Annotated in this window: 24 protein-coding genes; 19 read left to right on the plus strand and 5 right to left on the minus strand. The window is 54.2% G+C overall.

What is annotated here, in order from left to right; all coding sequences use genetic code 11:
• Positions 1 to 14 precede the first annotated feature (14 nt).
• From dprA to aroE, 4 genes are read left to right on the plus strand one after another with little or no spacing between them, the layout of a single operon-like run.
• Positions 15 to 1,142 (plus strand): DNA-processing protein DprA, encoded by a 1,128-nt coding sequence (gene dprA, locus AB8B76_RS07390; protein ID WP_405271383.1) that lies wholly within the window; start codon positions 15 to 17, stop codon positions 1,140 to 1,142.
• A 38-nt stretch (positions 1,143 to 1,180) separates the two neighbouring features.
• Entirely contained in the window at positions 1,181 to 1,744 is a 564-nt protein-coding gene (locus AB8B76_RS07395) for an L-threonylcarbamoyladenylate synthase (RefSeq protein ID WP_405271384.1), read from the plus strand.
• A 60-nt stretch (positions 1,745 to 1,804) separates the two neighbouring features.
• Positions 1,805 to 2,737, plus strand: a complete 933-nt coding sequence (gene hemF / locus AB8B76_RS07400) for an oxygen-dependent coproporphyrinogen oxidase (RefSeq protein ID WP_405271385.1) — start codon at positions 1,805 to 1,807, stop codon at positions 2,735 to 2,737.
• Positions 2,734 to 3,573 (plus strand): shikimate dehydrogenase, encoded by an 840-nt coding sequence (gene aroE, locus AB8B76_RS07405; protein ID WP_405271386.1) that lies wholly within the window; start codon positions 2,734 to 2,736, stop codon positions 3,571 to 3,573. Before hemF ends, aroE begins: the two co-directional genes overlap by 4 nt.
• Before the next feature lies 1 nt (position 3,574).
• Here aroE and AB8B76_RS07410 read toward each other — a convergent pair whose 3' ends face one another.
• Positions 3,575 to 4,153: a gamma carbonic anhydrase family protein gene (locus tag AB8B76_RS07410; RefSeq protein ID WP_405271387.1), complete on the minus strand. Its 579-nt coding sequence runs from the start codon at positions 4,151 to 4,153 to the stop codon at positions 3,575 to 3,577.
• A 113-nt stretch (positions 4,154 to 4,266) separates the two neighbouring features.
• On the opposite strand from AB8B76_RS07410, the gene AB8B76_RS07415 reads away from it, so the two are divergent.
• Positions 4,267 to 4,533 (plus strand): YheV family putative metal-binding protein, encoded by a 267-nt coding sequence (locus AB8B76_RS07415; RefSeq protein WP_405271388.1) that lies wholly within the window; start codon positions 4,267 to 4,269, stop codon positions 4,531 to 4,533.
• On the opposite strand, the gene AB8B76_RS07420 is transcribed toward AB8B76_RS07415, so the two are convergent.
• The gene (locus AB8B76_RS07420; protein ID WP_405271412.1) at positions 4,484 to 5,893 is read right to left on the minus strand and encodes an MATE family efflux transporter; all 1,410 of its coding nucleotides are present in this window, start codon (positions 5,891 to 5,893) and stop codon (positions 4,484 to 4,486) included. The two genes, AB8B76_RS07415 and AB8B76_RS07420, sit on opposite strands and share 50 nt — an antisense overlap.
• Positions 5,894 to 6,324: 431 nt before the next feature.
• Between AB8B76_RS07420 and coxB the strand changes: the two genes are divergently transcribed.
• From coxB to AB8B76_RS07440, 4 genes are read left to right on the plus strand one after another with little or no spacing between them, the layout of a single operon-like run.
• Complete coding sequence (gene coxB, locus AB8B76_RS07425; RefSeq protein ID WP_405271413.1) at positions 6,325 to 7,431, plus strand: cytochrome c oxidase subunit II; 1,107 nt, start codon at positions 6,325 to 6,327, stop codon at positions 7,429 to 7,431.
• A gap of 14 nt (positions 7,432 to 7,445) precedes the next feature.
• Entirely contained in the window at positions 7,446 to 9,017 is a 1,572-nt protein-coding gene (gene ctaD, locus AB8B76_RS07430; protein ID WP_405271389.1) for a cytochrome c oxidase subunit I, read from the plus strand.
• A 34-nt stretch (positions 9,018 to 9,051) separates the two neighbouring features.
• Entirely contained in the window at positions 9,052 to 9,612 is a 561-nt protein-coding gene (locus tag AB8B76_RS07435) for a cytochrome c oxidase assembly protein (RefSeq protein ID WP_405271390.1), read from the plus strand.
• A gap of 47 nt (positions 9,613 to 9,659) precedes the next feature.
• Positions 9,660 to 10,628, plus strand: coding sequence for a cytochrome c oxidase subunit 3 (locus AB8B76_RS07440; RefSeq protein ID WP_405271391.1), 969 nt, complete (start codon positions 9,660 to 9,662; stop codon positions 10,626 to 10,628).
• Positions 10,629 to 10,634: 6 nt separating this feature from the next.
• Here AB8B76_RS07440 and AB8B76_RS07445 read toward each other — a convergent pair whose 3' ends face one another.
• Complete coding sequence (locus AB8B76_RS07445) at positions 10,635 to 10,886, minus strand: DUF2909 domain-containing protein (RefSeq protein WP_405271392.1); 252 nt, start codon at positions 10,884 to 10,886, stop codon at positions 10,635 to 10,637.
• Positions 10,887 to 10,961: 75 nt separating this feature from the next.
• Between AB8B76_RS07445 and AB8B76_RS07450 the strand changes: the two genes are divergently transcribed.
• The 6 genes from AB8B76_RS07450 to AB8B76_RS07475 all read left to right on the plus strand — a co-directional run bounded on the left by AB8B76_RS07450 (position 10,962) and on the right by AB8B76_RS07475 (position 17,251).
• Entirely contained in the window at positions 10,962 to 11,777 is an 816-nt protein-coding gene (locus tag AB8B76_RS07450; RefSeq protein WP_405271393.1) for an SURF1 family protein, read from the plus strand.
• A gap of 14 nt (positions 11,778 to 11,791) precedes the next feature.
• Entirely contained in the window at positions 11,792 to 12,481 is a 690-nt protein-coding gene (locus tag AB8B76_RS07455) for a hypothetical protein (RefSeq protein WP_405271394.1), read from the plus strand.
• Complete coding sequence (gene cyoE / locus AB8B76_RS07460; protein ID WP_405271395.1) at positions 12,474 to 13,397, plus strand: heme o synthase; 924 nt, start codon at positions 12,474 to 12,476, stop codon at positions 13,395 to 13,397. Before AB8B76_RS07455 ends, cyoE begins: the two co-directional genes overlap by 8 nt.
• Entirely contained in the window at positions 13,394 to 14,056 is a 663-nt protein-coding gene (locus AB8B76_RS07465) for an SCO family protein (RefSeq protein ID WP_405271396.1), read from the plus strand. Before cyoE ends, AB8B76_RS07465 begins: the two co-directional genes overlap by 4 nt.
• A 33-nt stretch (positions 14,057 to 14,089) precedes the next feature.
• Positions 14,090 to 16,816 (plus strand): DNA polymerase I, encoded by a 2,727-nt coding sequence (gene polA, locus AB8B76_RS07470; RefSeq protein ID WP_405271397.1) that lies wholly within the window; start codon positions 14,090 to 14,092, stop codon positions 16,814 to 16,816.
• Positions 16,817 to 17,065: 249 nt separating this feature from the next.
• Complete coding sequence (locus tag AB8B76_RS07475; protein ID WP_405271398.1) at positions 17,066 to 17,251, plus strand: hypothetical protein; 186 nt, start codon at positions 17,066 to 17,068, stop codon at positions 17,249 to 17,251.
• Between the two features lie 3 nt (positions 17,252 to 17,254).
• On the opposite strand, the gene yihA is transcribed toward AB8B76_RS07475, so the two are convergent.
• A complete protein-coding gene (gene yihA, locus AB8B76_RS07480) occupies positions 17,255 to 17,884 on the minus strand; it encodes a ribosome biogenesis GTP-binding protein YihA/YsxC (protein WP_405271399.1) in 630 nt (209 codons plus the stop codon).
• 176 nt (positions 17,885 to 18,060) lie between these two features.
• On the opposite strand from yihA, the gene AB8B76_RS07485 reads away from it, so the two are divergent.
• The 4 genes from AB8B76_RS07485 (at position 18,061) to AB8B76_RS07500 (ending at position 21,323) form a co-directional block, all read left to right on the plus strand.
• A complete protein-coding gene (locus AB8B76_RS07485; RefSeq protein WP_405271400.1) occupies positions 18,061 to 18,357 on the plus strand; it encodes a c-type cytochrome in 297 nt (98 codons plus the stop codon).
• A gap of 34 nt (positions 18,358 to 18,391) precedes the next feature.
• Positions 18,392 to 19,033, plus strand: coding sequence for a c-type cytochrome (locus AB8B76_RS07490; RefSeq protein WP_405271401.1), 642 nt, complete (start codon positions 18,392 to 18,394; stop codon positions 19,031 to 19,033).
• 154 nt (positions 19,034 to 19,187) lie between these two features.
• Positions 19,188 to 20,567 carry a CoA transferase gene (locus AB8B76_RS07495; protein ID WP_405271403.1) on the plus strand — a complete coding sequence of 460 codons (1,380 nt, stop codon included), beginning with the start codon at positions 19,188 to 19,190 and terminating at the stop codon, positions 20,565 to 20,567.
• A 96-nt stretch (positions 20,568 to 20,663) separates the two neighbouring features.
• Entirely contained in the window at positions 20,664 to 21,323 is a 660-nt protein-coding gene (locus AB8B76_RS07500) for a thiol:disulfide interchange protein DsbA/DsbL (RefSeq protein ID WP_405271404.1), read from the plus strand.
• 47 nt (positions 21,324 to 21,370) lie between these two features.
• Here AB8B76_RS07500 and AB8B76_RS07505 read toward each other — a convergent pair whose 3' ends face one another.
• Entirely contained in the window at positions 21,371 to 21,991 is a 621-nt protein-coding gene (locus AB8B76_RS07505) for an NADPH-dependent FMN reductase (protein WP_405271405.1), read from the minus strand.
• Positions 21,992 to 22,075: the final 84 nt, after the last annotated feature.

Raw genomic sequence — 22,075 nt, forward strand, 5'->3', positions numbered from 1 at the left:
TAAGCTTCCGGGTCATGGATGACATGACCCGGGAACACTTTCACATACTGCTTAGTTGGTCTGGGACTCAAACTCAGGGCCTCGGAAACTTGCTGCGTGAGTATCAAACACCTGCCGCCTTGTTCGCCGCTGACTGGCTAGCTGAACCTGCTAAACAACAACTTGCCGCCTTGCCGAGAGCGACCCAGAGTATGCTTGCGCGTGCTCGCAAGCACTGGCCTTTGACAAACCGCCAGGGGACACTTCGAGAGACCGGCGACGCTCATACAGATGAATTCATTCCCTTCGGCGATCGTCGCTATCCCGATGCACTCAAGGAAATTCCTGATCCACCGCCTTGGTTGTTTTGTCGAGGTGATCCTTCCTGCCTCGCAAAACCTGCGGTAGCTATTGTCGGTAGTCGTCGTGCGAGTCATGGAGGACTCCGTGCCGCGCAGGAGATAGCTCAAAGCCTTGCAGCGGCTGGCTATACCGTTTGTTCAGGTCTCGCTTTGGGCATTGATGCGGCAGCTCATCGCGGCGCTCTTCAGAGTGGTCAAACCGCCGCAGTACTGGCATCCGGTTTGGATAGAGCGTCTCCGCTTCGCCATCGAAAGTTAGCGGCGGACATATCGCGCCGGGGCTGCGTAGTTAGTGAGCTGCCCGCCGGTACGCCTCCAGCAAAGCATCAGTTTCCGCGAAGGAACCGCATTATTAGCGGTTTGGCGCAGGCAACAGTGATTGTCGAAGCGGCGTTGCCCAGCGGGTCTTTGCATACCGCGTCGGCTGCGCTGGAGCAGGGTCGTGAGGTTCTTACCCTCCCCTGGTCGATTTTTCATGAGCAGGGCGCCGGTTGCAGGCGTTTGTTGCGTGATGGAGCGACCCCCATCACGGCGATGGAGGACCTATCCAGCTTGTTTCCTGGCGTCGCGGATCATCAATACCCATCCGGCCCAACGCCCACGGGTGATGCCGCGAAGCTTCTGTTGCATCTGGGTGATGAAGGTCTCGCACTGAATACCCTCCAGCAGATTACGGGCCTGCCCGTTTCCGATTTACTGGCCCTACTGAGTGAACTGGAGATTGAAGGATGGCTCAGCAATATAGATGGACGCTATTGCCGGAATGACTGCAAGCCTTGCCAGCGCCAGACCAGTTGCTAGAATCGGCGCCCGTTTCAACGGCCTGTTCACTGAACCGAATGCCTGCAGCTATTTCTTTTCGTATGCGCCTGTGTGCCAATGCCTTGGCTGGACATGGTGTGATCGCGTGTCCTACGGAAGCGGTGTGGGGTTTGAGCTGTGATCCCTTTAGCGATGTTGCGGTACAGCGCTTGCTGGATCTTAAGCAGCGGCCTGCGCATAAAGGCCTGATTTTGGTGGCGGGCGATGAATCACAGCTGGCGTTTTTGCTTGATGACTTACCCGAAGCTTTACAGCGAAAGGTTCGCGTGTCCTGGCCTGGGCCGAATACCTGGCTGGTTCCTCATCGCGGGCGAGTCCCTGCATTGGTACATGGCAGGTTTGAAAGCGTGGCGGTGAGGGTTAGTGGCCATCCTTTAGTTAGAGCACTCTGCCAAGCTCATGGCGGACCGCTGGTTTCCAGCTCTGCGAATGTGGCGGGGAGTCCCGCACCCAAGACCTTGCTGGCAGTGCGAAACTATTTTGGTAATCGCCTGGATGCTGTGCTTCCGGGATTAGTGGGTGGTGCCCAGCGGCCGTCGATCATTCGTGATGTGTTTAGTGACGAGGTGTTTCGTGCCTAAATTGCCGGCAAGTAAGATCCCGACTCGTCGGAGAATACAAAAAATAAAAGGATCCGCACTATGAGCGAGATGACCGACCCTATAAAAGAGTACTTGCTGGGCCTTCAGGACAGTATTTGCGAGAGTCTCGCGCAGGTCGATGGGGCTGCAGAGTTCACGATTGAAGAGTGGGATCGCCCCGAAGGTGGCGGCGGGCGTAGCCGCGTGCTGAGTGATGGTGAAGTGCTTGAAAAAGCTGGGGTGAATTTCTCTCACGTTATGGGTGCGGAGTTGCCGGGTTCTGCTACCGCTGCGCGTCCCGAGTTAGCGGGCCGTAGTTATCAAGCCCTGGGTGTTTCGCTGGTTATCCATCCCCGTAACCCCTATGCGCCCACGTCCCACGCCAACGTGCGTTTGTTTATCGCTGAGAAACCCGGCGAGGAGCCGGTTTGGTGGTTTGGCGGCGGTTACGACCTCACGCCCTATTACGGATTCGAAGAAGACTGTGTCCACTGGCACAAGACCGCTGCAGATGCCTGCGCGCCCTTCGGTGACGAGGTGTACCCAAAGTACAAGCAATGGTGTGACGAGTATTTTTATCTCAAGCACCGTGACGAGCCCCGGGGTATCGGCGGTCTCTTTTATGACGACCTCAACAGCTGGGATTTTGAAACTTGCTTTGCATTCATGCGCGCCATCGGCGACTCATTTATCGCCGCTTACCGACCTATCCTCGAGCGTCGTAAGGACACTCCTTATGACGACCGAGAGCGGCAGTTCCAACTGTATCGGCGCGGACGCTACGTGGAGTTTAATCTCGTGTTCGATCGCGGCACATTGTTTGGCCTGCAATCAAATGGTCGCACCGAGGCAATACTGATGTCGTTGCCGCCCCTGGTTCGCTGGGAGTATGCGTTTCAACCGGAGCCCGGGACCGATGAGGCCCGCCTCACGGATTATTTTCTCACGGGACGCGACTGGCTACATCTGAACAGCGCCGGAGTCGCTTCATGACCAATAACAAGCGGTTTGCCGTTTTTGGCAATCCCATCAAGCACAGCCGGTCGCCTATGATTCACGCAGCTTTCGCTGCGCAATGCGATGTGAAGCTTGAGTATCGGGCGCTGCGTGTTGAATTGAACGATTTTGAGCGCGCGGTTACGGCATTTTTTGATGCTGGCGGCAAGGGCTTAAACATTACGGTTCCTTTCAAGGAGCAGGCCGCGGCTTTTGCTGCAGAGTTAACACCCCGCGCAGCGCGGGCTACGGCGGTTAATACCCTGTGGCGGGACGACGATGGCGTCTTGCATGGTGACACAACGGATGGTGTTGGCTTGGTGCGCGATATGGTCGCCAATCTAGGTTGGCGTGTTCAGGAGCAGCGGGTGCTCATAGTTGGTGCAGGCGGGGCTGTGCGAGGTGTTCTAGAGCCCTTAATGCGCGAATTACCCGCGTCTGTGCATATCGTGAATCGAACGGTAGAGCGCGCAGAAACACTAGCTCGGGAGTTTGGTGTGCTGGGTACGATTTCAGCGGGCGGTTATGACAGCGTTTCTGATGGCCAATTTGATCTTGTGATCAATGCTAGTAGCGCGGGCCTTAGCGGCGAAATGCCGACGCTTCCGCCGGGAATTTTGAGTGAACGCTGCTGTTGCTATGACCTACTGTACGGCGCTGAGCCTACTTCTTTTATGCGTTGGGCAGCCCAGAACGCGGCCTGGGCGGTGAGCGACGGATTGGGTATGTTGGTAGAGCAGGCGGCTGAAGCGTTTTATGTGTGGCACCGTCAGCGCCCCGAAACCCAGCCTGTGATTCAACAGCTCCGAGGTGTCTTGGCCGCCGCGGCGTGAGCTATCCGTTTCCCTCAAAAAGCGCATCAAGTTCATCGATGTGTTGGTCTTTTAGACGCACGTAGTTTCCTGCGCTATAGCCAAAGAAAGCCATTTCCTTATCACTGAGCTTCCGTACCTGCTTGGCCGGAGAACCGGCATAAAGGTAGCCACTCTCCAAACGTTTTTTCGGTGTCACAAGTGCGCCGGCAGCAATGACTACGTTGTCCTCTACGACCGCGCCATCCATCACCACGGCACCCATACCGACTAATATCCGGTTTCCCAGAGTGCAGCCGTGGAGCGTCGCGTTGTGGCCGATGGTGACTTCATCCCCAATGGTGAGTGGCCAGCCCGCCGGATTAAAGTCACTGGCGTGGGTGATATGCAGTACGCTACCGTCTTGAACACTGGTTCTCGCGCCGATGCGGATGGAGTGCATATCTCCGCGAATGATGGTTCCTGGCCATACTGATACATCGTCGCCGAGAACTACGTCGCCCGAGACTACGGCGCTGGGGTCAATAAGAACCCGATTCCCGAGTTTAGGCGTATGACCCCCGAAGCTGCGTAGATTTAAGTTGGTGTAATGCTTGTGCATGATCGCAAGAACCTTATCTGTCGGGACATCAAGGCACCATTGTGGCGGCAAACGCGGTTGTCGACCACCGTGTTTTCTAAACGCGCTGGATAAAGAGTAGTGAGGAAAAAAAGATGAGCGGTTTTCAAAGCCGGAGACGTTTCATTGCAGGGGCTGTCTGCCCTCGTTGCGCTGAAATGGATAAGATCGTCGTGGACTTGGACACCGATGAGCGCGAATGTGTTGCCTGTGGTTTCCGCGAAGGCCGTCCTGCTGTCAGTGCGCCGGAAGAGGTGAAGACTCGCGTGAATAGAGCTTCGGCGCGGCGGGTCGAAACACCTGCGGAGGTAGTCAGGCTATTGGATCCGAGTGACTCTCAAGCCAGTGGTGACGGCGAGTAAAATACCCAAAATACAGCGCAAGAGTGATTCCACGGCTTGCATTGAATACTGCAAAGGAAAACCACAAGCCCTGATTCCCCAGTCCCGTGGTCAGGTACCAGCAAGGCAAATAGACTACGAAGGCGCTAAATAGCATGGTCACCATCATCGCTCGTGTGGCGCCTGCACCAATGAATAAACCGTCCAGTAGATAACTTGGGGCAGCAATTAGTGGCAGCGCAACGAGCCAAAGACCATGGGCTCGCATGATTGCCAGTATTTCGGGCAAGCTGGTTAGCATTGGGAACAGCCAGGGCTTTCCCAGAAGTATCAAAGCACTGATGATCAGGGCGGACGCTGCAGTCCAAAGTGCACAGCGGCGGCTAACGAGGAAGAATCTCTCGAGGTCGCCACCGCCTAATGCTTCCCCAGCCATGCCCTCGGCCGCGTAGGCAAAGCCATCCATTGCGAAAGCAGCAAAGAGTAGAAACTGCATCATTACCGCGTTGGCCGCGACAACTTCCGGACCTAGCTTCTCCCCTGCCGCCGTAAAAAAGGCGAAGGCGAACAAAAGGCTGAGAGTTCGAAAAAACAAGTTCAGGTTGCTGCGAAGGAGCCCCAGATAAGGGCCTGGGGCCCGCAATTTCGTCCAAAGCTCGGTGCTCAAAAATCCAGCCAGTTGTTTTCTTAAAGCCACCAGTACCATGATAAGGCCGAGATACTCAGCGATGACGGTAGCCACGGCAGCACCACTGCTCGCGAGTCCCAAGCCCATGATAAAAAGTGCGTCGAGGGCGATATTGCTCACATTTGTGATGATTAATATGCGCATGGGCCACTGGGTATCCTGGTGCCCGATGAACCAGCCAAATGCGGTATAGGTCAAAAGGACTGCTGGTGCACTAAGCATCCGCAATGAGGCGTAATTGTCAGCCGTTGCTCTGATCTCAGGCCCCGTTCCCATGATCTCAAACCCCAGGAAGAGCAGAGGCTGCTGAAAGATCAGCAACAATCCTGCGATACCCAGGGCGATGACCGCAGACCGGGCTAATGCGAGCAAAGCCCGTGGTTCGTCCTTGGCCCCGTTTGCTCGAGCCACTTCCCCGGTGGTTCCCATGCGCAGGAAGCTGAAACCCCAATAAAGAAAGGAGAGAACCGCACCGCCTACAGCCACTGCTGCCAGGTGTTTGGAGCTGTCAAGATGACCAAGGAGGGCCGCATCGACGAGGCCCAGCAAAGGAATAGAAATGTTTGCAATGATCGCTGGCCAGGCAATCGCCCATATCTTGGCATCCAGGCTTGCGAGTATCGCTACATCTTGGGGTTTTTCCCTGGGCAGAACGGATTCCTTTTGGCTTTTACCAAATCGCTTGTAAATCAGCGCGTTAGTAGGTTTATGGAGAAGCTTTCGCTATAATCACCGGGCCTCAGGGGGACGTGGCCTAGTGCCATAGTCATTACAACGGTTATTACAACCGTTATACAACACTAAACAGCCTGTCGCCGTCAGTCATGTAAGCCCGGGGGAAACACGGTTTGCAGCTGGCGAAACAAAACATACCGAAGATCTTTCTGTGCGACTTGTCGGGCAGAAACTTGCTCAGGCGCGCGTATTTCACGAGCTCTTGAGCGTTGTGGTGTGCTAGCGAGGTGTACCCGAGCTCGCTGGACAAACAGTTTAGGAGCCTTTGAGATTACTGTCTTAAAAGGCGCGATGAAATATAGATTGATGGAGACCCGGTAATGCAGGGAACAATCAACCGAGCGCTAGCTCTTGTTCAAAGATTAGGCGCAGCCGCGGTTTTTTCGGCAATGACTCTCGCAACAAGCTTGATGGCAACATCTGCACAGGCTGAGGGAGAGAGAAGCACAGTCAATATGGATCCAGGCGTCACAGCCGTGGGTCAGTCGATCTTTGACTTGCACATGATCATTTTGTGGATCTGCGTGATTATTGGTATCGCGGTATTCGCCGTAATGTTCTATTCCATCATCTACCACCGTAAATCACGCGGCGTGGTGCCAGCTCAGTTTCACGAGAGCACCAAGGTCGAGATTGCCTGGACGGTCGTGCCGTTCCTGATTCTTATCGGTATGGCGGTGCCTGCAACATCTACTTTGCTCGAAATCTATGACTTTGAAGACGCCGAGATGGATATTCTGGTGACCGGCTATCAGTGGAAGTGGAAGTATGAGTACCTGAACGAAGACGGCGAAAACGTGACTTTCTTCAGTAACCTGCAGACTCCGCAGTCAGAGATCTACAACTCTGCCGATAAAAACGAGAACTACCTCCTTGAAGTGGACGAGCCTCTGGTTATTCCCGTTAACACCAAGGTGCGGTTTTTGGTTACAGCGAACGATGTGATTCACGCCTGGTGGGTTCCTGAGTTAGCGGTTAAGAAAGACGCGGTACCCGGGTTCATCAACGAAACATGGACCCTCGCTGAAGAAGAAGGCATCTACCGCGGTCAGTGCGCGGAGCTTTGCGGAAAAGATCACGGCTTTATGCCCATCGTCGTTAAAGTTGTCAGCCAGGAAGAGTACGCCCAGTGGCAAAGCGATAAGCAGCAAGAAGCTGCTCAGGTGCGTGAACTCATGGCACAGACCTTCACCATGGACGAGCTTATGGAGCGCGGCAAGGCTGTTTACGCTCGCGCCTGTCTCGCTTGTCATGGCGCTAACGGCGAAGGCGGCGTGGGTAACGCGATTGCCGGGTCAGCGGTAGCTACTGGCGAGCTCGGTCAGCACCTGAACATCGGTATTAACGGTGTCGCTGGGTCAGCTATGCAGGCATTTGGTGGCCAGATTAATGACGTTGAGATGGCGGCGGTAATCACCTACCAGCGCAACGCATTCGGTAACAACATGGGCGATATGGTTCAGCCCATTGATGTATTCAATTACAAGAAGGGTTGAGGGGAGTATTAACGATGGCACACGGACCCGCTAAAGGAATCAGCCGCTGGCTGTTTACCACGAATCACAAGGACATCGGCACGATGTACCTGTGGTTCTCCTTCGCAATGTTCATTTTGGGTGGCGCTTTCGCGATGATTATTCGCGCTGAGCTTTTCCAGCCCGGGATGCAACTTGTCGAGCCGGCGTTTTTTAACCAGATGACGACCCTTCACGGCCTCGTGATGGTGTTCGGCGCGATCATGCCCTCCTTTGTGGGCCTGGCAAACTGGTTGATTCCCATGATGATCGGCGCACCTGATATGGCGCTGCCACGCATGAACAACTGGAGCTTCTGGATTCTTCCTCCTGCGTTCCTGATGCTGGCTTCTACACTGTTCATGGAAGGTGGTGCACCGGCCTTTGGTTGGACTTTTTACGCTCCGCTTTCAACAACTTACGCCGCACCTTCAGTAACTTTCTTTATCTTCGCGATCCACATCCTTGGTCTGTCTTCCATTATGGGTTCGATCAACATTATCGCGACGGTAATGAACATGCGCGCTCCCGGCATGAGCTACATGAAGATGCCACTGTTCGTTTGGACGTGGCTGATTACTGCCTTCTTGCTAGTGGCGGTGATGCCTGTACTGGCCGGAGCGGTGACGATGATGCTCATGGACATCCACTTTGGCACCAGCTTCTTCTCGGCAGCCGGTGGTGGTGATCCCGTCTTGTTCCAGCACATCTTCTGGTTCTTCGGACACCCAGAGGTATACATCATCATCTTGCCAGCGTTTGGTGTGGTCTCTCAGATCATTCCAGCCTTTAGCCGCAAGCCGCTTTTTGGCTACGACTCCATGGTGTATGCCACCGCAGCGATTGCCTTTCTGTCGTTCATCGTTTGGGCACACCACATGTACACCGTTGGTATGCCTGTCGCTGGTGAGCTGTTCTTTATGTATGCGACGATGCTCATCGCGGTACCTACCGGTGTGAAGGTCTTTAACTGGGTTAGCACAATGTGGCGTGGCGCCCTGTCCTTTGAGACACCCATGCTGTTCTCCATTGGCTTCCTGGTGCTATTCACCATTGGTGGATTCACTGGTTTGATGCTGTCTATCGCTCCGGCGGACTTCCAGTATCACGACAGCTATTTTGTTGTTGCTCACTTTCACTACGTGATGGTTGCGGGTGCGGTATTTTCCATGTCGGCGGCGGTTTACTACTGGCTGCCCAAGTGGTGCGGCAAGATGTACAACGAGACCATGGGTAAAACCCACTTCTGGATTTCGTTCATCGGCTTCAACATCACCTTCTTCCCACAGCACTTCGTTGGTCTTGCGGGAATGCCTCGTCGTATTCCGGATTACGCCCTGCAGTTTGCGGACTTCAATATGATGTCTTCTATTGGTGCGTTTATTTACGGCGGATCGCAGATCCTGTTCCTCTACAACGTTGTTGCAACGATTGTCGCGGGCAAGCCTGTGAGTGATGAGAAAGTGTGGGATGGTGCCGAAGGTCTTGAGTGGACGGTAGCAACACCTGCGCCGTATCACACCTTTGAAGTGCCACCGACGCTCGATCCAGCGCACGCGCACTCTTAAGCAGCACTGGACTAGAGTCGAGTAAGCTTTTCGAATGATGCGAATAAGCAACAACCCTTCCATCGATACCGTCATCAAGTTGGTGACGGTAGCGGTGGCTATGTTTGCGTTTGTTTTCGTCGTTATGGTGCCGCTTTATAACGTGCTTTGTGACGCTCTCGGTATCAACGGCAAGACTTCGGGTGAGGTTTACACTGCTGTACAGGCGGGCGTGGACGAGAGCCGGGAAATCACCATTCAGTTTGTTGCCACTAACAACGACGGGATGCCCTGGGAGTTTCGGCCATCGAGCACCATGATGCGTGTGAATCCTGGCGCGTCGAACGACACGGTTTTCCTGGCCCGCAACCCTTTGCCTCAGGCGATGGTTGCACAGGCAATACCGAGTGTTTCGCCGTCGCGTGCAGCAGAGTACTTCCACAAGACAGAGTGTTTTTGCTTTAACCAGCAACCGCTGGATGGGCGCAGCTCGGCAGAAATGCCTTTGCAGTTTATTATTGACCGTGAGCTGCCAAGCGATATTAAGACAATCACATTGTCCTATACCTTGTTTGACGTGACAGATATGGCGCAGGGCGCCGTTGCTGCACGCTAACGGCTGTCGGTCAGGGGGACCGACGGTTTAACTGGAGAGAAAATTCAATGACAAGCCAGACCTCCACGGATTACGAAAAGTATTACGTACCGGAGAAAAGCCCACTCGCTGTTATGGCGACTATCGGCCTTGTTCTCAGCGTTTTTGGTGCGGCCAACTTTATTAATCAACTGACTTTCGGTGAGGCAGGCGAAGCCTCCCCCACTATTCTTTACTGTGGTCTGTTCGTCTTTGCAGCGACCTTGTTTGTATGGTTCCGCACGACTATTCGCGAAAATATCGCAGGCATGGCTAGTGGCCAGCTCAAGAAGTCTTATGTGCTGGGTATGTACTGGTTCATCTTTTCAGAAGTGATGTTTTTCGCAGCATTTTTTGGTGTCCTGTTTTATGTTCGCAATCTGGCGGGACCCTGGTTGGCCGCTGAAGGTGAAGGCGGACGAATGAACTACCTGCTCTGGGAGGGCTTTCAGATGAGCTGGCCCATGATGCAGACACCTCAGGAAGCTGTGGGCGGTGCTGCGGATCAGCTGATCGCGAACAATGGCTCCTTTGCCAGCGCCAAGCAGAGCATGTCTTTTGCTGAAGCCCACCACTGGTATGCCTGGCTGCCTTTGTGGAACACCATCATCCTGCTGTCTTCTTCAGTGACCGTGCACATTGCGCACACGGGTCTTCTGAATGGCGACAAGAAGAAGTTTAACTTGTGGCTGGCCGGTACGGTTGCCTTGGGTGTGCTCTTCGTCATCCTGCAGATTGCTGAGTATTACGAGGCTTACGCGCACTTTGGCCTGACGTTGAACTCAGGTATCTATGGATCCACCTTCTTTATGCTGACCGGATTCCACGGATTTCACGTGTTTATGGGAATGACCATGCTGGCAATCCAGCTCATGCGTTCCCTGCGAGGCGGACACTTTACCGCCGGCGATCACTTTGGTTTTGAAGCGTCGAGCTGGTACTGGCACTTTGTCGACGTAGTTTGGGTATTCCTGTTCCTGTTCGTTTACATCCTCTGATTAAACCTACTGCTGCTGAGTAGGCATCGCGGCCCCTTGGGGGCCGCTGTCCCAGGGGTTGCGATGACCAAGTTGTCCTGTTGCAACGCCAAAGATAATCAAACCCATTAAACCTATTGCCAGCCCCAGTCGTACACCCAATGACGTGTGTGTACGGCGTTTTGTTTTGTCTCCCTGATCCACCATCAGGAAGTACGCACCACTAACGAGGCTGCCCACCAGCATCACCATGAAAAGCACGATCAAGAATTTCAGCACAGCTGGTACCTTGTTTAAGCCAAACCCACAGTATAACGGAGCGTCGTGTGCTTTGGTTTTGCGGAGCTGTGCCCCATGACGGCCTTTAAGCTTGATCTTGAGTGGCGCACCACTTTGACCACGGCATTGTTGTTTCCCGGCCTTATTGCATTGGGGTTTTGGCAGCTGGATCGGGCCCAGGAAAAGTCTGAGCTTGCGCTGAGCGAAAGCCAACGGGCGATCGCTGCCCCAATCGACGTAGCGTCTCTCATCGAGATGCCTACGGAGGAACGGGCATATCGTGCAGTCACCGTAAGCGGAGAGTACGTGCCCGACGCAGTGATCCTATTGGACAACCAGATACGGGACGGACGTTATGGTCACGATGTTTACGGGGTCTTTTATGATCAAGATAGCGGGCAGCACGTTCTGTTGAATCGCGGCTGGGTGCCGGGGGACGCATCAAGACGGAGTGTTCCACAGGTAGAAGTACCTATGGGACAGTTTACCTTGAGCACTTCTGCCTATGTGCCGCCGGGAGAGCCTTACCTCCTCGCTGAGGACCAGTTCAATTCTCTGGAATGGCCGTTGTTGGTGCAAACCGTGTCCTCACCCGCATTGCGAAAAATACTGCGTGCCGATCTGTCAGGTAGTCTCCTTGCCACTGAGTTGCGCCTGCTTGCCCAAGAGCCCACCGGTTTTCGCAGAGATTGGCCGGTAGTGAATGTGTCTCCGGAAAAACACCAGGGTTATGCTGTGCAATGGTTTACCATGGCCGCCGCTTTACTGGTGTTCTTTGTCATTCGTAGCAGTAATGTTTTGAGTTTGGGTCGGACGGGCCGTCCCCCAGAGAAGTCTTTAGGCTCTTCCTCGGACACGGGTTCCGCGGAAGAAAACACTTCGGACCATTAAGGAGTAATGAGCGCGTGAACCGCGTAGACAGCCAAAATCCCTCAGATGCTACAACACAGCCGCAACCAGGTAATGGTCGTATGACCCTCTTGCTGATTGCCGGTATACCGGTGATTGTCGTTCTTGCAGCGAGCTGGATGTGGTACTTCGTGGCGAATGGTCAGTTAGATTTGGTCGGTGCCCTAGGAACCTCTAATCGCGGGCAGCTGGTACAGCCTCCAAGACAGGCTACGGAGGCCGGCTGGCAAGATGCTCAAGGCGAGACTTTTGCCGTGGGCAATGATCCTAAGTGGACACTGGTTATTCCCCAGCGTGGAGGCAGCTGCGATGTTGCTTGCGAAAAACGTCTGTATGAAGTTCGTCAGATTCATATGGCGCTGGGCAAAGAGCTGGGCAGGGCTGAACGATTAATGATCACGGACGCGGCTCTAGCTAATGTTGTTCTTACGGTGGAGGCATTGAGTGACCAGCGACCTCTTCCAGACGATTTCGCAGCTTACGTGGAGCGCGAGCAAAGAGGCATGACTCTGTGGCATACGACTGAAAGCAAGTTTGCTGACATGTTCCCCGAGTATGCTGATTACCCTGATAGTTGGTACGTTATGGACCCCGCCGGATGGGTGATGATGCGCTACGACCAGTCCGTGAGTTACAAGGATGTCATCTCTGATCTTAAATTCCTGATGAAGAATTCCAATGGCTGAGTCAGCTACGGCATCCAACGAGGCTCAAGACTCCCGCGCGACATGGCGGGATTACAAGGAGCTCACTAAGCCAGGGGTCGTGGCCTTACTGATCCTCACTTCTGTGATTGGTATGTTTATGGCAGTGCCCGGTTGGGTGCCCATCGATGTACTGATTCTGGGCAATCTGGGTATCGCTTTTTGTGCAGCGGCGGCGGCGGCCGTCAACCATGTTGTTGATCAGCGCATTGATCAGCGGATGGCGCGCACTCGCAACCGTCCGCTGGCCAAGGGGCGAGTGAGCAATCGCAATGCGATCATCTTTGCCCTGGCACTGGGCGTCGCCGGCATGGCTATTTTGCTGATTTGGATTAATGCCCTGACCGCCTGGCTGACCTTTGCTTCTTTGGTGGGCTACGCATTTATCTACACATTGTTTCTAAAGAGGGCGACGCCGCAGAATATCGTCATTGGTGGTTTGGCAGGAGCGGCGCCACCGTTGCTTGGCTGGACCGCAGTTACCGGCGAAGTTAGCGGACATGCCCTGTTGCTGGTTTTGATCATCTTTGCCTGGACGCCACCGCACTTTTGGGCGTTGGCGATACATCGCCGCGAGGAGTACGCACTAGTGGATATCCCTATGCTGCCAGTCACCCACGGGGTGCGTTTCACGCAGCTGCATATCATCCTTTACACCATCATCATGTTTTTGATTACGCTCATGCCCTTTGCAACGCGCATGAGCAGCTGGCTGTATCTTGCGGGTGCTGTGGTTCTGGGTCTGCGTTTTTTTTACTGGTCAATCGAGATTTGGCGAGAGAAAAACCCCAAAGCGCCGATCTATGCTTTTAAGTACTCCATCACCTATCTCATGTTGTTGTTCCTGATTATGCTTCTTGATCATTATTTGCTTCCCGTGCCGGCCTACCCCGTATGACCACCGATCAGGATAAACGCCAGCGCCGGGGGATACGGCTGACCATAGCTTTAGTTCTAACCTTCATGCTCATCGTGGTTGCGGGTTTTATTCATCGTATTGGCCAACCGCGCTTGATGTCTGATGGTGAGCTGCAGGCGAATGGCTTGTATTTGATGGACCCGCCTCGGGATTTTGGTGACTTTGCCCTAACAGACCATCGCGGAGAGTCTTTCACACAGGATTCACTCAAAGATCAGTGGACGCTGGTATTTTTTGGATTTACTTACTGCCCTGACGTTTGTCCCACTACTATGGCGTTTTTGGATCAGTTTGTAGGCCAGCTTGAAGGCACTGAGGCCAAAGATACCGCTGTGGTAATGGTCAGCGTGGACCCCGCACGAGATACAGTGGAGCAGCTGGCAAGCTATGTGCCTTACTTCAATGACGACTTCACCGGCGTAACCGGCGAGTTTCTGGATTTGTTTCGGTTTGCTACGGCACTGAATACACCGTTTCGCAAGGTACCGGGTCAAGGTGATGACTATCAGGTAGACCATAGTGCGAATGTAGTCCTTATTAATCCTCGCGGGCATTATCATGGGTTTTTTAAAGCACCCCTTGATCTCGCGAAAATGAAAGTTACCTACCGCGCGGCACGCTATATTTGGGATCATTGATAGGCCTGACATGAACAGGAGCCACACGACGATATGAGCGACACGAAACCCCTGGTTCTGGTTGACGGCTCTTCCTATCTTTACCGCGCTTACCACGCACTTCCACCGCTGACGAATTCGAAAGGCTCGGCAACCGGCGCGGTCAAGGGCGTTATCAACATGCTCCGTCGGCTGCAAAAAGACTACCCTGAAAGCACGATTGCCGTGGTATTTGATGCAAAGGGGAAAACCTTCCGCGACGACATTTACCCCGAATACAAAGCCAACCGACCCTCTATGCCCGATGATCTTCGGGAGCAGGTCCAGCCCATTCACGACATTGTTCGGGGAATGGGATTGCCTTTGCTTTGCGAGCCGGGAGTAGAGGCCGACGACGTGATTGGCACCCTAGCTAAGCAAGCGGGTGACGCAGGTTGCTCGGTTATTGTGTCCACCGGTGACAAAGATATGGCGCAGCTCGTAAACGAGCGAGTCACCCTGGTGAACACCATGAACGATACGGTCATGGACCCTCAGGGCGTTGTGGATAAATTCGGTATTCCCCCTGAGTTGATTATCGATCTCCTTGCGCTGATGGGCGACAAGGTCGACAACATTCCCGGGGTTCCTGGAGTCGGAGAGAAAACGGCCTTGGGCCTCCTTCAGGGGCTAGGTAGCCTTGATCAAATTTACGATTCTCTTGATAAGGTAGAAACCTTGTCGTTTCGCGGCGCCAAAACTATGGCCGCCAAGCTCGAGAAAGAGCGAGACAATGCTTACCTGTCTTACACACTCGCAACGATCGCTACGGATTTGGAGCTGCCGCTGGCATATGCCGAGCTTGCGAACGCGACGCCGGACAATGCAGCGCTTCTGGAGCTTTTCCGGGATCTCGAATTCAAGGGCTGGATAGATGAGCTTGAAGGGGCTGCGCTAGACGATAACGATACGCCGGTAGAGCCGGATACCCGTGAGCAGCACTATGTGACGGTGTTTGATCAGGCGACGTTGGATGAATGGATAGCGCGGTTATCATCCGCGCCTCTGTTTGCCTTCGACACGGAGACGACCAGTCTCAACTACATGGAAGCGGACATCGTTGGTGTGTCCTTTGCTGTAGAGCGCGGTGAGGCAGCCTACGTGCCCTTAGCTCACAGCTATCCCGGCGCCCCGGCACAGCTTGATCGCGATGCCGTGTTAGCGGCCCTGAAACCTTTGTTGGAAGACCCTGCCTGCGCCAAGCTTGGGCAGAACCTTAAATATGATGCCAGTGTGTTGGCTCGCCATGGTATCGAGATGCAGGGCATAGCCTTTGACACCATGCTTGAGTCCTATGTTCTCGATTCCACGGGATCACGCCATGACATGGACAGCCTTGCACTCAAGTATCTTGGGCGCAGCACGACCCACTTTGAAGATGTGGCCGGTAAAGGCGCCAAACAGATAAGCTTTGATCAGGTGGGGATCGAGCAAGCAGCTCCCTACGCTGCAGAGGACGCGGAGGTTACCCTCGCTTTGCATGAAACCTTGTGGCCAAAGCTTCAGGAAAATGCAGGTCTGCAAAGCGTATTTAATGATATTGAGCTTCCTTTGGTGCCGGTGCTGTCGCGGATGGAGCGGACAGGTGCGCTGCTGGATGAAGAGCGCCTTTGGGAGCAGAGTCGCGAGTTAGGGGGACGCCTTCAGGCATTAGAAGAAGAAGCCCATAATCTAGCCGGTCAGGTGTTCAATCTTGGTTCTCCAAAACAGCTCGGTCAGATTCTCTTTGAGAAGCTGGAACTGCCGATCCTTAAAAAGACCCCAAAAGGCGCACCTTCCACGGCAGAAGAGGTCCTTCAGGAGCTGGCCCTGGATTATCCGCTGCCGAAGTTGCTCATAGAGCACCGCGGACTCTCCAAACTCAAGTCGACCTACACCGACAAGCTGCCGGGGATGATCAATCCTCGCACCGGACGCATTCACACCTCTTACCATCAGGCGGTCACTGCTACGGGGCGTTTGTCGTCATCGGATCCTAACCTCCAGAACATTCCCATTCGAACTGAAGAAGGCAGGCGGATCCGTCAGGCGTTTATTGCTGCGGAGGGCTATCAGGTCGTCGCAGCGGATTACTCACAAATTGAGCTGCGGATTATGGCTCACCTGTCAGAGGATCCCGGTTTGCTGGCGGCGTTCAGGGAGAACCTGGACGTGCACAGTGCCACTGCTGCAGAGGTTTTTGGTGTTTCTTTGGACTCCGTGTCCGGGGAGCAGCGCCGAAAAGCCAAGGCGATCAATTTTGGCTTGATCTACGGTATGTCAGCCTTCGGCCTCGCCCGTCAGCTGCATCTGGATCGCGGAGAAGCCCAGCGTTACATTGATGTTTACTTTGAGCGTTACCCAGGCGTTCGTGAGTATATGGACAACACCCGAGCCCTCGCGCACGAGCAAGGTTATGTAGAAACCTTGTTTGGCCGTCGGCTGTACCTACCCGAAATTAATGTGCGCAATAAAATGCGACAGCAGGCCGCCGAACGAACGGCGATTAATGCGCCGATGCAGGGAACAGCCGCTGATATCATCAAGCGCGCGATGATTTCAGTTGATCGGTGGATCGACGAAGATAGCGTCGATGCGCGGATGATCATGCAAGTTCACGACGAGTTGGTGTTAGAGGTTGCCGATTCGCAGCTTGATTCCGTGTGTGACGAGCTTTGCCGCCAGATGTCGGCAGCCGCGGATCTTGCGGTCCCTTTGCTGGTGGAAGCCGGTCGCGGTGCCAATTGGGATGAGGCGCACTAAAACTTTTTTTGTACTTTCGGAACTTTTGTCATAACTGAGCCTCAAACTTATCGTGACAATGAGGTGAAGTGCATTGTTCAAGGACGCTGGTTAGCATGGTTTCCAGCGTCCATTCCCCTTGAGAGACCCTGACTGCCCGGTTGCTTTTCTCCTCGTTTTGCAACCGGGCCTTTTTTTGCCTGCAATTCGCTGAAAACCACCCTAACTTGCTGATATTTGCGCTGCTCGCGCAGGGCCGTGAGCAATCACGTGGCTGCACCGCTCGCTGCTTGCGCTTCCACGCTTCGCGATACAGCCACGCGCTCGCTCACTATGCAGGATGTCAGCGAATCAGCAGCCAATAAGGTCCACGCACCGATCACCCAAGTCTTTTCGGGAAGTGGACCTTATTGGCTGCTGGTTCGCGAGAGTGTCACGCTGGTTGTGAGCGATTAAGAGCTAATCGTCAGGTTCGTCATCAAACACCGAAGTATCAGTCAGCCATTTATCAAGCGTGGCGATTAACTCACCGTGCCCCTGGTGCTTAAGCGCCGAAAACAACTGGCAGCTTACGAGTTCCCCGAGGTGTGCGACTTTGCCTCTGACTTTTAAAAGTGTTTGTTTACCGGCCCCTTTAGACAATTTGTCGCACTTTGTTAGGAGCATATGCACAGGCATATCGGCTTCTGCGGCCCATCCGAGCATTTGCTGGTCGAAGGGCTGTAGCGGGTGACGGCAATCTGACAGCAAAACCAGCCCGCGGAGGCTTTGCCGCTCCTGGAGGTAGGCCTCCATCTGTTTGGTCCACTCTTGTTTGAGTTTTTGCGGTACTTTGGCATATCCGTAGCCCGGAAGATCTACTATGCGCTGTTGCTCACCTACGGAAAAAAAATTGATGAGCTGGGTTCGGCCCGGCGTTTTGGATGTTCGGGCCAGCTTGTGGTTTTGCGTCAAACTGTTAATTGCACTGCTTTTTCCCGCGTTTGAGCGTCCTGCGAACGCGACTTCCCAGCCATTGTCGTCGGGACACTGGCTTACTTTTGCGGCACTGGTTAGGAACTCGGCCTTGCGATAGGCCGGCTTGCTCACGGGTTCGTCCAAAACTTGCTCATTTTGGTGATTTGTTGGGGTATCCATCTTGAGTATAATAGCGCGCCCTTCGTATAGGGGGCACGATTTATGAGTTGTCTTTTACCGTTAAGTTAACGTGCCCACAGACAGGGCTGGGTAAGGGTGACCGAATAAACCACTGGGAGGTGTTTACCGTGAAGAAAGTCATTTTGGCCGCTGCGGTAGCGGTATTTGCTATGGCTGCTCAGGCAGAACCTAATATGGAAAAGTACGGCAAGAGCTGCTCCGTATGTCACGCAGCTGGCGTAGCTGGTGCCCCCAAGATTGGCGACAGCGCTGCTTGGGAGCCACGTTTGGCAAAGGGCATGGATGCGCTGCTAGCCTCCGTAAAGAATGGTCTTAACGCTATGCCACCCATGGGGATGTGCTTTGACTGTTCGGATGAAGAGTACATGGAACTGATCAAGTACATGTCGACTGCTGCTGAATAATCAGCGGGCAAAAAAGAGTAGGGATTCTGAAGTTATGAAAAAGCTGCTTGTTCTCAGAGCGTTCATTTTTGGCGCAGTGTTTAGCACGGTGAATGTCCAGGCTGCGGACATCCTTAAGGGTGACCCCGTTGCCGGTGAACAGAAGGCCGTTGCCTGTGGAGCCTGTCATGGCGCCGACGGTAATAGCATGGTCCCTATGTTTCCAAAGCTCGCAGGCTTGGGCGAAAAGTATCTGTTGAAGCAAACGCAATACATCCGTGATGGTGTGCGTCCCGTAGCGCAGATGGCTGGGCAGGTCGACAATATGTCCGACCAGGATCTCGCAGATATCGCTGCGTACTTCAGCAGCAAGCCCCGCGGCGTCGAAAAAGCTGACCCCGCGCTGGTAGCCCTGGGCGAGAAGGTATATCGCGCCGGAGTTGCGGATCGAAATGTCGCCGCTTGCATCGCGTGCCACGGTGCTCGTGGTACAGGCAACGCACCTGCAGGCTTTCCAGCCCTCGGTGGTCAGCACGCCGACTATGTTGCGGCGCAGCTAAGGGCGTATCGCAAAGGCTACGAGGATCCTACCGGTCGTGTAACGGGTGGAGATACCAAGATCATGCGTAGCAACGCTTTCGGGCTTTCTGACATGGAAATAGAGGCAGTTGCTGCCTACGTGTCGGGCTTGCAGTAGAGCATTTAGACGCGGATAGATCAGATGCTTTAAGGCACGCTACAGTGCATTCGATAACGGTCCGCATTGCGGGCCGTTTTTCGTTGTAAAGAACGCAAAAACCATTATTCAGACGCCTCCGCATCGTCTGCCCATAATTCTGGAGTAAGCAGCCGTGCAAACCGACAGAAACGATGTTGATCTCTTTGCAGCTATCAATGATGCGCTTTTCCCTGTCGATTCATCCACCAGCACAGTGACGGGTGATGACGATTTTGCCGCACTTCCTTCTTGCTTTGACGTTACTGGTCTCGCCGTTGCAAGCATTGGGGCCGCCTGCGCTGAACTGGCAGCGTTAGCTTGCCGACCATCTGATCAGCAAGTTGTAATAAGCCGACGATTGGCCTCGCTCTGGTTTGATATGAGCATTCGACCACAGGGCTGGGAGATGCCTCCTGTATGGGATGCGATCGCAGGACTCTATCGCGCCAAAGATCGTTGGATACGGTTACACACCAATGCGCCGCACCATCGCCACGCAGCCCTGGACGTGCTCTCTTGCGAAGGCTTACGCGAGGATGTTGCAGCGCGCGTTTCTCAGTGGACGGCGGAAGACCTCGAGCGTGAGATTATTGCTAATGGGGGTTGTGCAGCGGCACTTCGAAGCAAGGAGGAGTGGGACGCCCACCCTCAGGGAGTGGCTAGCCAAGAGGAGCCCCTTATTGCCTGGATTGCGGGAGAGAGCTCTGCGCCGGCCCCGAGTTTCGGTGCCGAGAGCCTTCCGTTAAAGGGCTTGCGAGTTTTGGATTGCACTCGTGTTCTCGCCGGGCCTGTTTGTACCCGCCTGCTCGCTGGCTACGGAGCGGAGGTTTTACGAGTCGATCCTCCGGGGTGGGACGAAGCGAATATAGTGCCCGAGGTAACGCTGGGTAAACGAATGACCACCTTGAACCTCAGGGCATCAGCCGATAAGCGGTGTTTCGAAAAGTTACTGGCGAGTGCAGACGTATTTGTACATGGATATCGATCGGATGCGCTTGAGGGCCTCGACTTGGGCGCTGAACGACGGCGAGCGATTAATCCAGCACTCATTGATGTAGCTCTCTCAGCCTATGGCTGGACAGGCCCTTGGGCGACGCGCCGGGGGTACGACAGCCTTGTACAGATGAGTAGCGGCATCGTTCACGAGGGCATGATACGTGGTGATGGAAAAACACCTACCCCGCTTCCTGTTCAGGCGCTCGATCATGCCACCGGTTACCTTATGGCGGCAGCTGTGCTGCGAGCTCTGCGTGTGCGTCGTGAGACTGGCACAGCTCTTTCTGCACGATTGTCTCTGGCGCGAACCGCAGCACTGCTCAAGGGCACAGCGCACAAAGCCACATCCATGGCGTTTTCAGACCAGGACGCTGCAGATCTGACTACTGATCTTGAGTCTACCTATTGGGGGCCAGCGCGGAGAGTTCGGTTCCCGGTGATTGCGGGCTTGGCGGCACCAAGCTGGCGACACCCAGCCCGGCCACTCCACAGCGATGCCCCGGAATGGTCCAGCTAAAGAGTATCCGCAGTCTTGGAGCGCTGCCAAAACAGCGAACTTTTCGTTAGGATGCCTGTCCTATTATGTAATCACCAAAGAAATCTGGAGAACCCCATGTACAAGCGTATTTGTCTGGCAGCCATCGCCATGCTCGCGTTGCAGTTCAGCGCCTTTACGGCTCAGGCCCAAGATGGCAACTATGTCGCCGGCGAGCACTATGATGTTATTTCCCCGGCTATTCGCAGTAGCTCAGACAAAATCGAGGTTACGGAGTTTTTCTGGTACGGCTGCGGACACTGCTACAACTTTGAGCCTCAGCTGGCCCAATGGAAAAAAAGCCTTTCGGACGACGTTGTTTTGAAAGGCTCTCCCGCTATGTGGAACGCGCCCATGGAGATCCACGCAAAAGCATTCTATGCCGCTGAAGCCCTAGGCGTTCTGGATAAGATGCACATGCCGCTGTTTCAGGCCCTGAATGTTGATCGCAAGCGTTTGGCTAGCGAAAGCGAGCTTGCAGATTTGTTCGAAGCGAATGGAGTTTCTGCTGAGGACTTTTCCAAGGCCTACAACTCTTTTGGCGTTGGCAGTCAGACTCGGCAGGCAAATGCCCGAGCCCGCGCCGCAAAAATCACAGGGACTCCTGAGATTATGGTTGCCGGAAAATACCGTATTACCACGCGCAAGGCCGGCGGTCAGGCAAACATGCTGAAAATTGCTGACTTCCTTATAGAGAAAGAACGCGCTGCTATGCAGGTGGCGAGCTCGGACTCCTGATCAAAACTCCCGCCGCGAACCGCGGCGGGATCTTCCCGCTACATTACCTACATTCCGTTGCTGTAGTTCTCCAGAGACGTTTTACCACTCGCTCGGATTTGCTGAAACGCCCGGGTGTACTCCCCCAGCATTTCCAGACAGTAAGTGAGGCGCGCGTTTAGGTAGTCATGCTGACTGTCGTCATTCTCAGCACTGTCTTCGTTAAACACCTTTCCCGCATTGCGCACTATTAAGTGCTCGGGCAGATAGCAGATCCGGCTGTTCTTATAGCTACTCATACGTAGTTCAGCGACCGGGTAAGCGCCGCCGCCAGCCCCACCTGACACAGACACAATAAGAGCGGGCTTGTGAGCGAGCTCACCGGTGCCGGGAAACAGTAGAAACAGATTTTTGAGTCCCGAGGGCACCATGCCATGCCACTCCGGTGTCACGACAATAAACCCGTCGCAGCTGTTCAGTTCTGAACGTAGTTCACCGATAGCCTCTTCCCACTTGGGATCTCCGGTCCAAAGGCCCTCGTCCCAGAAGGGCAAGGGGTTGTCTGCGAGAGAGAAAAGATAAGTCTCATCGCAAAGACCTTGCTTCTCTAACTGCGCTGCTGCGTAGCGGGCAATCTTCTCGCTCTGGGAATCGTTTCGATGACTGCCGCTGAGGATGCCAATTTTCATGTTTGTTCGGGCTCCGTAGATGAACTGTTAACGGGGTAGTGCTTCTTGTGTTGCGCTCTGCCAAACAGGATTAGGAGCAACGCA

It is taken from the genome of Congregibacter sp. (assembly GCF_045107095.1).
In the GTDB taxonomy this organism is placed as follows: domain Bacteria; phylum Pseudomonadota; class Gammaproteobacteria; order Pseudomonadales; family Halieaceae; genus Congregibacter.

What these genes read in the sequence shown, in the direction of transcription:
- polA (WP_405271397.1), top strand. Translation starts at nt 14,090, where the DNA reads ATGAGCGACACGAAACCCCTGGTTCTGGTTGACGGCTCTTCCTATCTT.
- AB8B76_RS07490 (WP_405271401.1), top strand. Translation starts at nt 18,392, where the DNA reads ATGAAAAAGCTGCTTGTTCTCAGAGCGTTCATTTTTGGCGCAGTGTTT.
- AB8B76_RS07440 (WP_405271391.1), top strand. Translation starts at nt 9,660, where the DNA reads ATGACAAGCCAGACCTCCACGGATTACGAAAAGTATTACGTACCGGAG.
- AB8B76_RS07465 (WP_405271396.1), top strand. Translation starts at nt 13,394, where the DNA reads ATGACCACCGATCAGGATAAACGCCAGCGCCGGGGGATACGGCTGACC.
- coxB (WP_405271413.1), top strand. Translation starts at nt 6,325, where the DNA reads ATGACTCTCGCAACAAGCTTGATGGCAACATCTGCACAGGCTGAGGGA.
- AB8B76_RS07500 (WP_405271404.1), top strand. Translation starts at nt 20,664, where the DNA reads ATGTACAAGCGTATTTGTCTGGCAGCCATCGCCATGCTCGCGTTGCAG.
- cyoE (WP_405271395.1), top strand. Translation starts at nt 12,474, where the DNA reads ATGGCTGAGTCAGCTACGGCATCCAACGAGGCTCAAGACTCCCGCGCG.
- AB8B76_RS07505 (WP_405271405.1), bottom strand. Translation starts at nt 21,991, where the DNA reads ATGAAAATTGGCATCCTCAGCGGCAGTCATCGAAACGATTCCCAGAGC.
- AB8B76_RS07395 (WP_405271384.1), top strand. Translation starts at nt 1,181, where the DNA reads ATGCCTGCAGCTATTTCTTTTCGTATGCGCCTGTGTGCCAATGCCTTG.
- AB8B76_RS07415 (WP_405271388.1), top strand. Translation starts at nt 4,267, where the DNA reads ATGAGCGGTTTTCAAAGCCGGAGACGTTTCATTGCAGGGGCTGTCTGC.
- ctaD (WP_405271389.1), top strand. Translation starts at nt 7,446, where the DNA reads ATGGCACACGGACCCGCTAAAGGAATCAGCCGCTGGCTGTTTACCACG.
- AB8B76_RS07435 (WP_405271390.1), top strand. Translation starts at nt 9,052, where the DNA reads ATGATGCGAATAAGCAACAACCCTTCCATCGATACCGTCATCAAGTTG.
- dprA (WP_405271383.1), top strand. Translation starts at nt 15, where the DNA reads ATGGATGACATGACCCGGGAACACTTTCACATACTGCTTAGTTGGTCT.
- AB8B76_RS07450 (WP_405271393.1), top strand. Translation starts at nt 10,962, where the DNA reads ATGACGGCCTTTAAGCTTGATCTTGAGTGGCGCACCACTTTGACCACG.
- AB8B76_RS07410 (WP_405271387.1), bottom strand. Translation starts at nt 4,153, where the DNA reads ATGCACAAGCATTACACCAACTTAAATCTACGCAGCTTCGGGGGTCAT.
- aroE (WP_405271386.1), top strand. Translation starts at nt 2,734, where the DNA reads ATGACCAATAACAAGCGGTTTGCCGTTTTTGGCAATCCCATCAAGCAC.
- hemF (WP_405271385.1), top strand. Translation starts at nt 1,805, where the DNA reads ATGAGCGAGATGACCGACCCTATAAAAGAGTACTTGCTGGGCCTTCAG.